16 protein-coding genes are annotated in these 14478 nt (G+C 70.0%); 2 read left to right on the top strand and 14 right to left on the bottom strand.

Going from position 1 to position 14478, the window contains the following annotated elements; translation table 11 throughout:
- Nucleotides 1-66 precede the first annotated feature (66 nt).
- A complete protein-coding gene (gene ypfJ / locus PCA76_RS22960) occupies nt 67-984 on the top strand; it encodes a KPN_02809 family neutral zinc metallopeptidase (protein WP_272612545.1) in 918 nt (305 codons plus the stop codon).
- Between the two features lie 61 nt (nt 985-1045).
- Here ypfJ and PCA76_RS22965 read toward each other — a convergent pair whose 3' ends face one another.
- The 11 genes from PCA76_RS22965 to PCA76_RS23015 form a co-directional block, all read right to left on the bottom strand.
- On the bottom strand, nt 1046-1411 hold the full coding sequence (locus PCA76_RS22965; protein ID WP_272612546.1) for an SgcJ/EcaC family oxidoreductase: 366 nt from the start codon (nt 1409-1411) through the stop codon (nt 1046-1048).
- Between the two features lie 181 nt (nt 1412-1592).
- Complete coding sequence (locus PCA76_RS22970) at nt 1593-2255, bottom strand: acVLRF1 family peptidyl-tRNA hydrolase (protein ID WP_272612547.1); 663 nt, start codon at nt 2253-2255, stop codon at nt 1593-1595.
- Nucleotides 2256-2324: 69 nt separating this feature from the next.
- Nucleotides 2325-2957, bottom strand: a complete 633-nt coding sequence (locus tag PCA76_RS22975; protein WP_272612548.1) for a LysE family transporter — start codon at nt 2955-2957, stop codon at nt 2325-2327.
- Between the two features lie 840 nt (nt 2958-3797).
- A complete protein-coding gene (locus PCA76_RS22980; protein ID WP_272612549.1) occupies nt 3798-4259 on the bottom strand; it encodes a metal-sulfur cluster assembly factor in 462 nt (153 codons plus the stop codon).
- The gene (gene sufU, locus PCA76_RS22985; RefSeq protein ID WP_272612550.1) at nt 4256-4729 is read right to left on the bottom strand and encodes a Fe-S cluster assembly sulfur transfer protein SufU; all 474 of its coding nucleotides are present in this window, start codon (nt 4727-4729) and stop codon (nt 4256-4258) included. Before sufU ends, PCA76_RS22980 begins: the two co-directional genes overlap by 4 nt.
- Entirely contained in the window at nt 4729-6033 is a 1305-nt protein-coding gene (locus PCA76_RS22990; protein ID WP_272612551.1) for a cysteine desulfurase, read from the bottom strand. The genes sufU and PCA76_RS22990 overlap by 1 nt, the downstream gene beginning before the upstream one ends.
- Nucleotides 6034-6053: 20 nt before the next feature.
- Nucleotides 6054-6827: a Fe-S cluster assembly ATPase SufC gene (sufC, locus tag PCA76_RS22995; RefSeq protein ID WP_272612552.1), complete on the bottom strand. Its 774-nt coding sequence runs from the start codon at nt 6825-6827 to the stop codon at nt 6054-6056.
- The gene (locus PCA76_RS23000) at nt 6827-7153 is read right to left on the bottom strand and encodes a non-heme iron oxygenase ferredoxin subunit (RefSeq protein WP_272612553.1); all 327 of its coding nucleotides are present in this window, start codon (nt 7151-7153) and stop codon (nt 6827-6829) included. The genes sufC and PCA76_RS23000 overlap by 1 nt, the downstream gene beginning before the upstream one ends.
- The gene (sufD, locus tag PCA76_RS23005; RefSeq protein ID WP_272612554.1) at nt 7153-8301 is read right to left on the bottom strand and encodes a Fe-S cluster assembly protein SufD; all 1149 of its coding nucleotides are present in this window, start codon (nt 8299-8301) and stop codon (nt 7153-7155) included. The genes PCA76_RS23000 and sufD overlap by 1 nt, the downstream gene beginning before the upstream one ends.
- A gap of 61 nt (nt 8302-8362) precedes the next feature.
- A complete protein-coding gene (gene sufB, locus PCA76_RS23010; protein ID WP_088949238.1) occupies nt 8363-9793 on the bottom strand; it encodes a Fe-S cluster assembly protein SufB in 1431 nt (476 codons plus the stop codon).
- Nucleotides 9790-10590 (bottom strand): helix-turn-helix transcriptional regulator, encoded by an 801-nt coding sequence (locus tag PCA76_RS23015; RefSeq protein WP_442930151.1) that lies wholly within the window; start codon nt 10588-10590, stop codon nt 9790-9792. Before PCA76_RS23015 ends, sufB begins: the two co-directional genes overlap by 4 nt.
- Nucleotides 10591-10688: 98 nt before the next feature.
- On the opposite strand from PCA76_RS23015, the gene PCA76_RS23020 reads away from it, so the two are divergent.
- On the top strand, nt 10689-11654 hold the full coding sequence (locus PCA76_RS23020) for a COX15/CtaA family protein (protein WP_272612555.1): 966 nt from the start codon (nt 10689-10691) through the stop codon (nt 11652-11654).
- A 255-nt stretch (nt 11655-11909) separates the two neighbouring features.
- Here the strand turns inward: PCA76_RS23020 and PCA76_RS23025 are convergent, their stop codons facing one another.
- From PCA76_RS23025 to PCA76_RS23035, 3 genes are all read right to left on the bottom strand, one after another.
- On the bottom strand, nt 11910-12830 hold the full coding sequence (locus PCA76_RS23025; protein WP_272612556.1) for an ATP-grasp domain-containing protein: 921 nt from the start codon (nt 12828-12830) through the stop codon (nt 11910-11912).
- A gap of 13 nt (nt 12831-12843) precedes the next feature.
- Complete coding sequence (locus tag PCA76_RS23030) at nt 12844-13179, bottom strand: hypothetical protein (protein ID WP_272612557.1); 336 nt, start codon at nt 13177-13179, stop codon at nt 12844-12846.
- Between the two features lie 299 nt (nt 13180-13478).
- On the bottom strand, nt 13479-14432 hold the full coding sequence (locus PCA76_RS23035) for a heme o synthase (protein ID WP_272612558.1): 954 nt from the start codon (nt 14430-14432) through the stop codon (nt 13479-13481).
- Nucleotides 14433-14478 lie beyond the last annotated feature (46 nt).

Consider the following 14478-nt stretch of genomic DNA (forward strand, 5'->3'; position numbering starts at 1 on the left):
GTCCGGCATTTCAACGACAGAACGACATCCAGACGACAATCACGGCATACGGCGATCGGGGTCAGCATGGAACTCAACGAGCGGGCCGAACTCGACACGTCCCAGGTCACTGACCGGGGCCGGGGCGGTGGGGGCGGCGGCATGGGCATTCCACTGCCCGGCGGCGGTGGTCGCGGCGGGCTGATCGGCATCGTGGTGGCCGTGCTGGTCGCGCTGCTCGGCGGTGGTTTCGGCCTGAACGCGATGACCAACGGCGACGAGGGCGGGCAGGCCGGCGGCACCGACCTGGAGCAGTTGTGCTCGCGCGAGAACCCCAAGCGCTTCGACGACGTACGCTGCCGCAACCTGCTGTTCGTCAACAGCATCCAGGGCTACTGGGAGAAGGCGTACCCGGAGCTGGGTAAGGGGAAGTACGAGCCGACCGACACCAACTACTTCCAGGCCGCCGTGAACACCGGCTGCGGCCAGGCCGACTCGGGCGTCGGCCCGTTCTACTGCCCGGCCGACCGGCAGGTCTACATCGACCTGAGCTTCTACGACGAGCTGGCCTCCCGGTTCGGCGCCAAGGGCGAATTCGCCCAGCCCTACGTGCTCGCCCACGAGTACGGACACCACATCCAGAACCTGCTCGGCACCAACGCGAAGGCCGGCCAGGGCGACCAGAGCGGCCCCCGCTCCGCCTCCGTCCGGTTGGAGTTGCAGGCCGACTGCTACGCCGGCGCCTGGGCCAAGCACGCCACCGAGAGCAAGGACAAGACCGGCCAGGAGCCGCTGTTCACGTCGATCACCCAGACCGACATCAACGAGGCGTTGAAGGCCGCCGAGGCGATCGGCGACGACAGCATCCAGGAACGCTCCGGTGGGCAGGTCAACCCCGACTCGTTCACCCACGGCACCTCCGCACAGCGGCAGCGCTGGTTCCAGCAGGGCTTCGACAGTGGCGACCCGAAGACCTGCGACACCTTCGGCACCGACCAGCTCTGACACCTCCGGGTCGTGGCAGGGCCCCGAAAGGTCCTGCCACGACCATCGCCCTGCGGACGGGTCAGCCGAGCCGCGACACCTGGTAGTGACTGATGAGCCAGACATCGTCGACCCGCCGCACGATCACGCCGAGGTGGACAGTGAGCGTCGGCCGGTCGGTGAAGCCGAAGTCGACCTCCAGATAGCCGAGGACCAGGTCGTCGGCGAGACGCCGGGTCTCCCGGATGTCGTACGTGGCGGTCAGGCCGAGTGGCTGCGCGGCGTAGTACGCGGCGACGCCCTCGGGTCCGACGGTGTACGGGTGCAGACCCTGGAAGATCGCGTCGTCGGTGAAGTACGACGCGACGCGATCCGGCTCGTGGGCGTCGACCGCGGACCGCCAGCGGTCGAGGACGGTACGCAGGATCTGGGCCTCGGCACTGGACAAGATGATCTCCCTGGTCCTTGGGGTGGAACGGGCGCGGTTCAGGGCTACCGGGACGGCTGACCGGAATCGTTCGGATGCGGTGTCAGCGGGGTGACGTGCCCATCCTCCGAGCGCCGGCCCGACCCTGTCCCAGAAATCCCTGTATCGCGTGCGATCGCCTGCCCGCCGACTTCGCCTGAGGTCAGCCGGCTCGGTCGGGTGCCGGGTCGCGCAACCGGATCCACACCGCCCGGGCCGCGCCCACCGCGGCGACGAGCACCGCGTGCCGAGGCTCCGGCACATCGAGCAACCGCTCAGCACGCAACGGCACGAGCGGAGCCAACCGCCGGTCAGCCAGCACCGTGTCCACCGCCCGCCGATCACCACCGCAGACCACCGCGGCGAGGGCCGCAGCCTCCGGCAACAGCAGCCGTACGGCCAGCTCTGCCGCGTCACCCAACGCCGCCTTGGCCTGGTTGTCGCGCCGACGGGCGAACCTCTGCTGCGACCATCCCCCCGCGGCAGTGCGCCCCTGCACGTACTGGCGGTCCACCTTGGACGCGACGAGGTCGGCGCCCTCGGCCACGCCGACGGCCACCGCGCCCTTGCGGGCCAGCAACAGGCCGATCCGGCGGGGTGCGACGGCGGCGGCCACGAACCCGGCGACGTCGACGCTGGCCGGCGCCCCAGGTGGGGCGTACAGCTCGGCGGTGGATCCGTCGGGGGCGGCGAGCAGCAGCCCGTACTCCTGGCTGGTCGTGGTGGGCGGGCCGTGCCGGTCGGCGAAGCCTTCGATCCAGCGGCCGACGCGGGCCGGGTCGACCTCGACCCACCGGCCGCCCCCGGCTGCGGGTCGACTGGTCACCGCCCGACCGTACGGCACGCCGGGCGAGACCGGGCCGTCGGGCGAGACCGGGCCGTCGGGCGGGACCGCTCAGCCCGGCAGGAGCGCGACCACCGCCAGCGCGGCGATCAGCGCGCTGGAGACCAGGCCGGTGACCAGCCGGCCGCGCGGCCCGGTCAGCGCTCGGCCGACCACGGTGCCACCGCCGGCGATGAGCAGCTGCCAACTCGCCGACGCCAGGAACACGCCCGCCACGAAGAGCGCCGCGGAGCCCGCGTCCGCGTCGGCGGTGTCCCGACGGCCAAGCACGAGCGCGGTGAAGTAGAGCACCGTCATCGGGTTCAGCAGGGTCAGCCCGAGCAACGCCGCGTACGCCCGCCCGGGAGTGCTCAGACCCCGACCGGCGGGTGCCGTCGGAGTCCGCCGCGAACGGTGGGCGCACCAGGTCTGCCACAGGCCATGCGCGGCAAGACCCAGCAGAACCGCGGCGGCGACCACCCGCAGCGGCCCGGCGACCGGCGCGATGACCCCGGCCAGGCCGGCGCCGCCGAGCGCGGCGACCGCCGCGTAGAGCCCGTCGGCCGTCGCCACCGCGAGCGCCGCGGCCGCACCGACCCGGAACGAGGTACGGGCACTGAGCCCCAGGATGAGGATCGCGATCGCGCCGACGGGGATGGCGACGCCGTAGCCGGCGACGAGACCGGCGAGGAACGCCCCGCTCACGGACGTCGGTGCCGCGTCGAGGCCCGTCCCCGGAGCGGCCGCTGTCGGGGCACGGCAGTCGCCGCACGGACAAGGACCTGCTTCGGGTACGCCTCAATCACACGCGCATCGTGCGCGCCAAAGCGGCGTCTCCGCCACCGGATTTCCGCCCCCAGCAGAGCATCCAGTCCCCCCAACCACCGTTCCAGGAGGCGCGCCGCGCTCCCCGCCCCTCCCCGCCCCTCCCGCCAACGTTGATCAAGAGGTTTACGTCACCAAGACCGCAATTTCTGACGCGAATCTCTTGATCAACGTGGGCGAGAGGTGGGGGCAAGGTCCGCCTGGGCCAGATCGTGCTCGATCCTCATTTTGGTGGCCTCACTGCATTGATACCACTCCAACCAGGACAAAACCGTTGCGTTCAGCGTTCAACCCCTGGATCACGGAGCCCGGTGAGTCCCGGTGCCCAGGCCCACCCCTCAAGGACACCCCTACTGCGCCGATCTTGCAGTTCCGGTCGCCTAAATGCGGGGAATGCCCCTTACGCCGGGGCAGCAACTGCAAGATCGCGCAAGCGGCGATCTCGACCCCCGTCGATCATGGAGTAGTGGTGCCCGGTTGGCGTTATGACGAGTATTTTGTCGCCCACCACAAGTCCTTGATCGACGGGGGCCGGGCGGGTTGACAGACGGGCGCGCACCTGACGCGTTGACTACCAGGATATTGCGCGATCTTGCCCCTCGGGACGGCGTGGCGGGGCTACACAGCGCGAGGCGACACGGTCCGCTCGGGGTGGAACGCGTCGAGCGCGACGCCCCGGGCGGGGTGTCGCGCTCGACGGGAGGAACCGACCAGGTCGGGTCAGACGTTGAAGCCGAGGGAACGAAGCTGGTCCCGACCCTCGTCAGTGATCTTGTCCGGGCCCCACGGCGGGAGCCACACCCAGTTGATCCGGATGTCGTTGACCAGGCCGCCGCCGGGGCCGGTGGTCAGCGCCTGCCGGGTCTGGTCCTCGATGACGTCGGTCAACGGGCAGGCCGCCGAGGTGAGCGTCATGTCCAGGGTCGCGACGTTCTCGTCGTCGACGTGCACGCCGTACACCAGGCCCAGGTCGACCACGTTGATGCCGAGTTCCGGGTCGACGACGTCCTTCATCGCCTCTTCGACGTCGGCGATCATGGCCTTGCTGACGCCACCCGCCGGGGCGGCGGCGTCGCCATCCGGCGTCACGGCACCGTCGGTCGTCACGGCGTCGGTCTGCGGCGCCGCGGTGGCGTCACCGACCTCCGGCGTCGCTGCGGTAGCGGTGTTCTCGCTGCTCATGCCTTCACCTCCGGGCTCACGCCCACACCGGCGCGTGCCGCGGCGTCCTTGAACGCCATCCACGGCAGCAGCGCGCACTTGACCCGGGCGGGGTAGCGGGCCACACCCGCGAAAGCCACCCCGTCACCGAGTACGTCCTCGTCGGGCGTGACCTGGCCACGTCCGGACATCAACTCCACGAACGCCTCGTGCACCTCGAAAGCTTCCCCGGCGCCCCGACCGCGCAGCAACTCGTGCAGCACGCTCGCCGAGGCCTGGCTGATCGAGCAGCCCATCCCGTCGTACGAGATGTCGTGCAGCACGGCGCCGTCGGTGGCCACCCGGACGGTGACCTCGTCACCGCAGGTGGGGTTGACGTGGTGCGCCTCCGCGACCCGGTCGCCCGCGTCGTCGGCGTCGCGCAGACCACGCCCGTGCGGGCGCTTGTAGTGGTCCAGGATGATCTCCTGGTAGAGCTGGTCGAGCTGCATCAGTTGAACACCTTCCGCACCTGCTCCAGACCGGCCACCAGAGCGTCGATCTCCTCGGTGGTGGTGTAGAGGTAGAACGAGGCCCGGGTCGTCGCCGGGACGCCGAACCGGTTGCACACCGGCTTGGCACAGTGGTGGCCCACGCGCACCTGCACGCCGAGCGAGTCGAGCACCTGACCCACGTCGTGCGGGTGTACGTCACCGAGCGCGAACGAGATGGTGCCACCCCGGCCCACCGGCACGGTCGGGCCGAAGATCCGCAGGTCGGGCACCGAACCGAAGGCGTCCAGCGCGTACGCGGTCAGCTCCTTCTCGTGCCACTGGATGGCCTGCATCCCGATGCCGGTCAGGTAGTCGACCGCCGCGCCGAGCGCGACCGCCTCGGCGATCGGCGGGGTGCCCGCCTCGAATCGGGCCGGTGGCGCGGCGAACGTCGAGCGGGCCATGGTGACCGTCTCGATCATCGAACCGCCGCCGAAGACCGGCGGCATGGCCGCCAGCAGCTCGGCCCGGCCCCAGAGCACACCGATACCGGTCGGGGCGAGCATCTTGTGCCCGGTGAAGACGATGTAGTCGGCGTCCAGGTCGACCACGTCCATCGGCAGGTGCGGCACGGACTGCGAGCAGTCCAGCAGCAGCAGCGCCCCCACCTCGCGGACCCGCGCGGTGATCCGGGACGTGGCGTTGATCGTGCCGAGGATGTTCGACGTGTGCACCAGCGAGACGATCTTCGTCCGCTCGGTGACCAGGTCGTCGAGGCCCGACTCGTCCAGCCGGCCCTGATCGGTGACCGGGAACCAGCGCAGGGTCGCGCCGGTCCGCTCGCAGAGCAGCTGCCACGGGACGATGTTCGAGTGGTGCTCCATCTCGGAGATCACCACCTCGTCGCCCGGGCCGAGCCGGAACCGGGGGTCAGCGTCCGGACGCAGCGAGGCGTTGGAGAACGCGTACGCCACGATGTTGATCGCCTCGGTGGAGTTCTTGGTGAACACCACCTCGTCCGGGCTCGGGGCGTTGATGAACGCGGCGATCTTCGCCCGCGCCCCCTCGTACGCCTCGGTGGCCTCGGTGCCCAGGGTGTGCACCGAGCGCGACACGTTGGCGTTGTGCCGCGCGTAGTGCTCGTTCAACACGTCGAGCACCTGGCGGGGTTTGTGCGAGGTGTTGGCGCTGTCGAGGTAGACCAGCGGATGCCCGTTGATCTCCCGGTCCAGGATCGGGAAGTCGGCGCGGACGCGGGCCACGTCGAACCGCGGCACGTCGTCGTACTGGGGCATCCCCGGCGGAATCGCGATGCTGGTCATCTCGGCAGCGCCTCTCTCGCTCAGGCCTGGGCCGTGCCGGCCCCGGCGGCGTACCGCTCGTAGCCCTCGGCCTCGAGCTTGTCGGCCAGCTCCGGGCCGCCCTGCTCGACGATCCGGCCGGCGATGAACACGTGCACGAAGTCCGGCTTGATGTAGCGCAGGATCCGCGTGTAGTGGGTGATCAGCAGCACGCCGGTGTCGCCGTTGTCGCGGACCCGGTTGACGCCCTCGCTGACCACGCGCAGCGCGTCGACGTCGAGGCCGGAGTCGGTCTCGTCGAGGATCGCGATCTTCGGCTTGAGCAGCTCCAGCTGGACGATCTCGTGCCGCTTCTTCTCACCGCCGGAGAAGCCCTCGTTGACGTTGCGCTGGGCGAACGCCGGGTCCATCTGGAGCCGCTCCATCGCCCCGCGCAGCTCGCCACCCCAGGTGCGCAGCTTCGGCGCCTCGCCGTCGATGGCGGTCTTCGCGGTCCGCAGGAAGTTCGCCACCGAGACGCCGGGCACCTCGACCGGGTACTGCATGGCCAGGAAGAGGCCGGCGCGGGCCCGCTCGTCGACGGTCATGGCGAGCACGTCCTCGCCGTCGAGGGTCACCGAGCCGCCGGTGATCTCGTACTTGGGGTGACCGGCGACCGAGTACGCCAGGGTGGACTTGCCGGAGCCGTTCGGGCCCATGATCGCGTGCGTCTCACCCGACTTCACGGTCAGGTCGACACCGGCCAGGATCGGCTTGAGCTCACCCTCGGGCAGCTTGACCGACACCTTCAGGTCGCGGATCTCCAGGGTGCTCATTATCGGGTCACTCCATTACTCGGCGTCAGGCTGAGGTAGATGTCGCCGTCGCGGACTTCGACGGGATAAACGGGGACGGGTTCGGTGGCCGGGAGCCCGGAGGGCTGCCCGGTGCGCAGGTCGAAGCGCGAGCCGTGCAGCCAGCACTCGAGTGTGCAGCCGTCGACCTCACCCTCGGAGAGGGCGACCGAGGCGTGCGAGCACTCGTCGTAGGCGGCGTAGAAGTTGCCGTCCTCGCCGTGCACCAGCGCGATCGGGGTGCCGTCGACGTCCGCGCTGATCGCGGTGCCCTTCGGCACGTCCTCGGCGGAGCAGATCCGGATCATCAGGCGCCCGCCTTGGTGAGCCGGGCCTCGATCGCGTCGCCGAGGCGCTCGCGCAGCGACTCCACCGGGATCTTGTTGATCAGCTCGGCGAAGAAGCCACGGACCACCAGGCGGCGGGCTTCGCTCTCCGGGATGCCGCGGGCCATCAGGTAGAACAGCTGCTCGTCGTCGAAGCGGCCGGTCGCGCTGGCGTGGCCGGCGCCGGCAATCTCGCCGGTTTCGATCTCGAGATTGGGTACGGAGTCCGCACGCGCGCCGTCGGTGAGCAGCAGGTTCCGGTTGATCTCGTACGTGTCGGTGCCGGTCGCCTCGGCCCGGATCAGCACGTCGCCCACCCAGACGGTGTGGGCGTCCGCGCCCTGCAGAGCGCCCCGGTAGCCGACGTAGCTGCGGCAGTCCGGGACGGTGTGGTCGACGAGCTGCCGGTGCTCCAGGTGCTGACCGGAGTCGGCGAAGTAGACGCCGTACAGCTCGGCCTCGCCACCCCGACCGGTGTATTCCACCGAGGTGAACTGCCGCACCAGGTCGCCACCGAGGGAGACCTGGATGTGGATGACCCGGGCGTCCCGACCCAGCTTGATCGTGACGTGCTGCGCCTGGACCGTGTCCTCGGCCCAGTCGGCGATCGTGACCAGGGTCAGCTTCGCGCCGTCGCCGACCAGCACCTCGACGTTGTCGGCCAGCGTGGCCGAGCCCTCCTGGGAGAACACGACCGTGGCCTCCGCGAACCGACCAACCTGGACCTGGGTCCGGGCGAAGGAAAGCTCCTCGGGGTACGCGCCCAGCAGCCGGACGATCGCCGCCTCGGACACCACCGCCTCGGCCGCCACCTCGACCAGCGCGACCCGCGCCGCGCCGCCGTGGGCCAGCGCGCTGACCCGGTCGGTCGGCACCGACGCGGACGCGACGCTGGCGTCGGTCGGCTCGACGAGTCGCACCGACACCCCGGCCGGCAGGCCCGGGTGCTCGATGGTGACGCCCCGGCCGGTGGCGGCTGAGGTGTCCGCCGTGGCCAGGCCGCGGAGGCGCTTGAGCGGGGTGAAACGCCACTCCTCCTCCAGGCCGGTGAGGGCCGGGAAGTCGGCGACGTCGTACGAGCGCAGCGCCTGCGACTTGGTGCTGGGCGGCGCGGAAGCCTGGGTAGTCATGTCTTCCTTGGTCTGTTCTGCAACGACGGTGTCTGGTGCTTGGACGGCGGGGCGGGCGGCGTCAGCCGACCGCGCCCTCCATCTGGAGCTCGATCAGGCGGTTGAGCTCCAGGGCGTACTCCATCGGGAGCTCCTTGGCGATCGGCTCGATGAAGCCGCGCACGATCATGGCCATCGCCTCGTCCTCGCTCAGGCCCCGGCTCATCAGGTAGAAGAGCTGGTCGTCACTGATCTTGGAGACGGTGGCCTCGTGCCCCATCGACACGTCGTCCTCGCGGATGTCGACGTACGGGTAGGTGTCCGAGCGGGAGATGGTGTCGACCAGCAGCGCGTCGCACTTGACCGTGCTCCGGCTGTGGTGCGAACCCTCCAGCACCTGCACCAGACCCCGGTACGAGGTGCGGCCGCCGCCCCTGGCGATCGACTTGGAGATGATCGTCGAGGAGGTGTGCGGCGCGGCGTGCACCATCTTGGCGCCGGCGTCCTGGTGCTGACCCTCGCCGGCCATCGCCACCGAGAGCACCTCGCCCTTGGCGTGCTCGCCAGTCATGTAGACCGCCGGGTACTTCATGGTCACCTTGGAGCCGATGTTGCCGTCGACCCATTCCATGGTCGCGCCCTCGTGGCAGACGGCGCGCTTGGTGACCAGGTTGTAGACGTTGTTCGACCAGTTCTGGATGGTCGTGTAGCGGCAGCGCGCGTTCTTCTTGACGATGATCTCCACGACCGCGCTGTGCAGCGAGTCGGAGGAGTAGAGCGGCGCGGTGCAACCCTCGACGTAGTGCACGTACGCACCCTCGTCGACGATGATCAGCGTCCGCTCGAACTGACCCATGTTCTCCGTGTTGATCCGGAAGTAGGCCTGCAGCGGGATCTCCACCTGCACACCCTTCGGCACGTAGATGAACGAGCCACCGGACCACACGGAGGTGTTCAGCGCGGCGAACTTGTTGTCGCCGACCGGGATCACCGTGCCGAAGTACTCCTTGAAGACGTCCTCGTGCTCGCGCAGCGCCGTGTCGGTGTCCAGGAAGAGAACTCCCTGCTCCTCAAGGTCCTCACGGATCTTGTGGTAGACGACCTCGGACTCGTACTGCGCGGCGACACCGGCGACCAGGCGCTGCTTCTCCGCCTCCGGGATGCCCAGCCGGTCGTAGGTGTTCTTGATGTCCTCGGGCAGGTCCTCCCAGCTGGTGGCCTGCTTCTCGGTCGACCGCACGAAGTACTTGATGTTGTCGAAGTCGATCCCGCTGAGGTCCGCGCCCCAGGCCGGCATCGGCTTACGGCCGAACAGCCGCAGGCCCTTCAGCCGCAGGTCGAGCATCCACGCCGGCTCGCTCTTCTTGGCCGAGATGTCCCGCACCACCGCCTCGTTGATGCCGCGCTGGGCGACCGCCCCGGCGGCGTCCGGGTCGGACCAGCCGTACTCGTACCGGCCCAGGGCGGCAAGCTGCTCTTCCTGGGTCAGGGGCTGGACGATCTGCTCGGTCATCTATCTGTCCTCACAGTGGTGACGGGATTACCGGATTGAGCACGGCCCGGCTGGGTCGGGATGTGCGTGGTGCACACCCCGTCGCCGTGCGCGATGGTGGCCAGGCGCTGCACGTGGGTGCCGACCAGACGGGAAATCACCGCGGTCTCGGCCTCGCACAGCTGGGGAAACTCGGCGGCCACGTGCGCCACCGGGCAGTGGTGCTGGCAGAGCTGACCACCGGAGGCGATCGTGGTCGCGTTGGCAGCGTAACCCTCGGCGCTGAGCGCTGCGGCGAGTGCCTCGGCTCGCGCCAGGGGGTCGTCGCCGGCGTCCTCCAGTGCCGCCTGACAGCGGGACTCGAGGGCGGACACCTGCTCGGTGGCGAACGCCTCGACCGCGTCCGAGCCGCCGCTGCGGGCGATCCAACGCAGCGCGGCGGTGGCCATGTTGTCGTAGTGGTGGGTGCCACAGCGGACCCGGGCGGCCTCGGTCAGCATGAACACCTTGGCCGGGCGCCCCCGACCACGGCTGCCCTGCACGGTCTGCTCGCGGGCGTACACGTCACCGTCGGCGAGCATCGCGTCCAGGTGTCGGCGGATCGCCGCCGGGCTGAGCCCGAGGGCCACGCCGAGCTGCGCGGCGGTGGTGGCCCCCCGCTCCAGCAGCAACTGGGTGACCCGGTCCCGCGTGGAGATCTCGGCCGCAGCGGCAGAGCCGAGGGCGGCCGACGTGGTCACGACAGGCGCGGACGCGGACGCACCGACGGCCGGAACAGCCGTCGGCTGGTGCCCGGAGAGCGCCGCCGCGTTTTTCACAACGCCAACGTTACGTAATTACCCGGAGGGTCGCAAACCCAGGCCCCGGTGATCCGAACCACCGAGCCGACGGAGTCGAACGAACCTCGATCACTACGGTGCGTAGGATTTGCGCCGTGAACCGAATCGTCCGTCCGGTCTCCGGCACCCTGCTACGCCGCCTCGCGCTCGCCTCGATCATCGCGAACGTGGGCATCGTCGTCACCGGCGGGGCCGTCCGGTTGACCGCCTCGGGCCTCGGTTGCCCCACCTGGCCCCGGTGCACCGACGAGTCGTACGTCACCACGCCCGAGATGGGCGTGTACGGGGTGATCGAGTTCGGCAATCGGATGCTGACCTTCGCGGTGGGCCTGATCGCGCTGGCCACCCTGCTGGCCGTGCTGGCACACCGGCCGCGCCGCCCCGGCCTCCTGACGCTGGCCGTCGCGGTCTTCCTGGGCATTCCCGCGCAGGCGGTGATCGGTGGCATCACCGTGCTCACCAACCTCAACCCGTGGGTGGTCGGGCTGCACTTCCTCGCCTCGATGGCGGTGATCGCCGCCGCGTACGCCCTCTGGCGGCGCATCGGCGACCCGGACGGCCCGACCGTGGCGGTGGTGCCCACGCCGCTGCGCACGCTGGCCCGGGTCACCACCGGCGTCAGCGTCGCGGTGCTGGTCTTCGGCACCTGGGTCACCGGCAGCGGCCCGCACGCCGGCGACCACGGCGCGGCCCGCAACGGGCTGGACCCGGAGTCGATCTCCCAGGTGCACGCGGACGGCGTCTTCCTGCTGATCGGTCTCTCGGTGGCGCTGATCTTCGCGTTCCGGGCCGTCGGCGCACAGCGGGCCACCCGTGCCGCGATCGTCCTGGTCGCCGTGGAGCTGGGACAGGGTGTGATCGGCTTCGTGCAGTACTTCACCCATGTGCCGGCGCTCCTGGTCGGCGCACACATGCTCGGCTCCTGCCTGGTGCTGCTGGCCACCCTGTCGGTGCAGTGGTCGACCCGCGAGCGCCGCCCGGTCGCCCCGTCACCCGAGACCGTCCCCACCGACGACGCCACCCCGGTCCCGGTCACCGCCTGACATCACGCGGCGCCGCAGGCCGCGCGCCCCGCGCGCTGAAGATCGTGCGCGATCCCGGAAGTAGTGGCCTCACGCCGCCCCGATGCCACTCGATCCTGGATCGAGCACGACCTTGCCGGCCGACCACGACTCCTCCTCGCGACACACCGCCCGGGCGACGGGGTTCGAGACGGCAACCGACGCCGGCCCAGAATCCGCGCAACCCCGCCGAAGCCGAGACGAGGGGCAGGCGCGCGCGGCCAGGGCGTGGACGGCTCAGGTACGCAGTGTCAGGTGGGTGGCGATCGCGGTGGCGAGGCGGTCGGGTGCTCCGTCGGCGTACGCGATGAACAGTGACGGCTCGGTCAGCTCCAGCTCGACCAGGACCGGCTCGCCGTCCGGGCCGGGGATCAGGTCGACCCGGGCGTAGAGCAGCTGCCGCGTGCCGCCGGGGACGGCTGCGAGCGTCTTCTCGGCCACCGCCAGTTGTTCGGGTCGGGCAGTGCGGGCGGTGATCTCCTCGGCCTTGTAGAGCCCGTCCGGGCCGAGGTCCGGCCCGGTCAGCATCGGACCCTTGCGGATCGCGTGGCTGAACGCGAGCCCTTCCGGGCTGGCCAGGAAGAGCAGTGCGGTCTCACCCTCGGTGTCGACGGCGCGCAGGTACGGCTGGACCATGGTCACCCGGCCGGCGTCGGAGAGCCGGCGGACGTGTGCGGCGGCAAGATCCCGGTGCTCCGGGTCCGCCAGGTCGTACCGGCCGGTGTCCTGACTGCCGGCGCTCACGGCGGGCTTGAGCACGTACTCGCCGCTCTCGGCGGGCGGCTGCCAGGTCTCCCCTGGCTCGACCCACGACGTCGGCACGGTCGGCACCCCGGCGGCGCTCAGCTCGGCGAGGTAGCGCTTGTCGGTGTTCCAGCGAACCACGTCGGCCGGGTTGACCAGCGCCGGAACGGTGGTCGCCCAAGCGACGAACTCGTTGCGGCGCAGCGCGTAGTCCCACGGTGAGCGGAGCACGACCAGGTCGTAGGCGGACCAGTCGACGTCGGGGTCGTCCCAGACCGCGGTGTCGACGGCGACGCCACGGGCGGCGAGCGGGGCGAGAACCAGCCGGTCGTCCGGGTCGAGATCGACCAGTTCGGCACAGGTGACGAGAGCGACCCGGGGTTTCCCCCGGGTCGACTGGTTGTGGGTGGTCAATTCAGCTGTCTATCTAGCGGGCCATCGTGCGCCGGGCCATCGACCGCCAGAGGTCGTTGCTCGGGCGCATCTGGTCCATCAGTTCACGCTCCCAGGCGTTCTCGACGGTGACTCCCGCCGTGGCGCACGCCTCCCGTGCGGTGACGGTGTCGTCGGCGAACTGGTCGCCCCACTCGCCGTCAGAACCCACCAGGACGATTCGCGCGCCGCGCTTGCCGACGTACTCGATGACCGCCTTCGCACCGCCGTGTCCGGCGGCGAACGCCTTGAGGCCCGCGACCAGGCCGTGGGGCGTCTGCTCGCCGGCGGTCTGCTCGGCCGTCAGCGTCGTATCGGAACCATCTGCCATGACGCGAAGCCTAAGCAGACTGCCACCCCCTCGGGCGAGAACCATGAACCTTTTGTGATGCCAATTACCTACAGGTTTAAGGATGACCACAGGTTTGCTGTCCGTTTATATCCGGACTTTTGAGATCAAAGCACGTAGGCAAACCACCGTCCACCCACCGCAGGTTGAGCCCATCCGACTCATGCCGAAAGTTACTCTGATGTGACCTTAAACCCGGACAACTCATCCATGGCCATGATTAGTCAGGAGATCATCGGCGAGGCAGGCAGACCGGCAGGAAGCCGCAGCGCGCGAACGGGTCAGATCAGCGCGTCGAGCGCGACGGCCACGAACACGATCGTCAGGTACGTCGTCGACCAGTGGAACAACCGCATCGGCTTGACCGCCTCGCCGCGCGTCGCGCGCCGGCAGAGTCGGTGCGCCTCGACGATGAAGATGGCGCCCACCACCAGGGTCGGCACGCCGTAGATCGCGCTGAGCCCCAGCGGCCAGACAGCCAGGGAGGTGAGCACCGTCAGCCACGCGAAGATCAGGATCTCCGCGTTGACCCGGCGGGTGGAGGCGACCACCGGCAGCATCGGAATGCCGGCCCGGGCGTAGTCGTCCTTGTACTTCATCGCGAGGGGGTAGAAGTGCGGCATCTGCCAGAAGAAGACCACCGCGAAGAGCCCCCAGGCGGCCGGCGCCAGTGAGCCGGTCACCGCCGCCCACCCGATCAGCACCGGGGCTGCCCCGCAGGCGCCACCCCAGAAGGTGTTCGCCGGGGTGGACCGCTTGAGCCACAGGGTGTAGACGAGGTCGTAGTAGGCGATCGCCGCGAGAGTCAGCCCGGCGGCCAGCAGGTTGGTGAACGCCGCCATCAGGGCGACCGACACCGCCGCCAGCACCAGACCGAAGATCAGCGCGCTACGCGGCGACACGGTGTGCGCCGGCAGCGGCCGACGCTTGGTACGCCGCATCAACTGGTCGATGTCCCGGTCGATGTAGCAGTTGAGCACGCTGGCCGCGCCAGCGGCGAGCGAGCCGCCGATCAGCACGATGGCCATCAGCCACAGCGACGGGAGCCCGCCATCGGCGAGCATCATCGCCGGAATGGTGGTGACCAGCAGCAGTTCGACGATCCGTGGCTTGGTGAGCGACACGTACGCCGAGAGAACCGCGCGTACGTCCCGCCGGGCCACCGGGCCCTCGGCCGCCCGTGCCGGGTGCTGCCCAGCCGGGTTGCTCGCGGGGCGCTCGGTGATCATGCTCACGGATTGCCACCTTCCGGCATCGGCACGGGGAGATCGGATCGGGCGG

It is taken from the genome of Micromonospora sp. LH3U1 (genome assembly GCF_028475105.1).
Classification (GTDB): Bacteria; Actinomycetota; Actinomycetes; order Mycobacteriales; family Micromonosporaceae; genus Micromonospora.

What these genes read in the sequence shown, in the direction of transcription:
- sufB (WP_088949238.1), bottom strand. Translation starts at nt 9,793, where the DNA reads ATGACCGAGCAGATCGTCCAGCCCCTGACCCAGGAAGAGCAGCTTGCC.
- sufU (WP_272612550.1), bottom strand. Translation starts at nt 4,729, where the DNA reads ATGCAGCTCGACCAGCTCTACCAGGAGATCATCCTGGACCACTACAAG.
- sufC (WP_272612552.1), bottom strand. Translation starts at nt 6,827, where the DNA reads ATGAGCACCCTGGAGATCCGCGACCTGAAGGTGTCGGTCAAGCTGCCC.
- sufD (WP_272612554.1), bottom strand. Translation starts at nt 8,301, where the DNA reads ATGACTACCCAGGCTTCCGCGCCGCCCAGCACCAAGTCGCAGGCGCTG.
- PCA76_RS22990 (WP_272612551.1), bottom strand. Translation starts at nt 6,033, where the DNA reads ATGACCAGCATCGCGATTCCGCCGGGGATGCCCCAGTACGACGACGTG.
- PCA76_RS23030 (WP_272612557.1), bottom strand. Translation starts at nt 13,179, where the DNA reads ATGGCAGATGGTTCCGATACGACGCTGACGGCCGAGCAGACCGCCGGC.
- PCA76_RS22980 (WP_272612549.1), bottom strand. Translation starts at nt 4,259, where the DNA reads ATGAGCAGCGAGAACACCGCTACCGCAGCGACGCCGGAGGTCGGTGAC.
- ypfJ (WP_272612545.1), top strand. Translation starts at nt 67, where the DNA reads ATGGAACTCAACGAGCGGGCCGAACTCGACACGTCCCAGGTCACTGAC.
- PCA76_RS23000 (WP_272612553.1), bottom strand. Translation starts at nt 7,153, where the DNA reads ATGATCCGGATCTGCTCCGCCGAGGACGTGCCGAAGGGCACCGCGATC.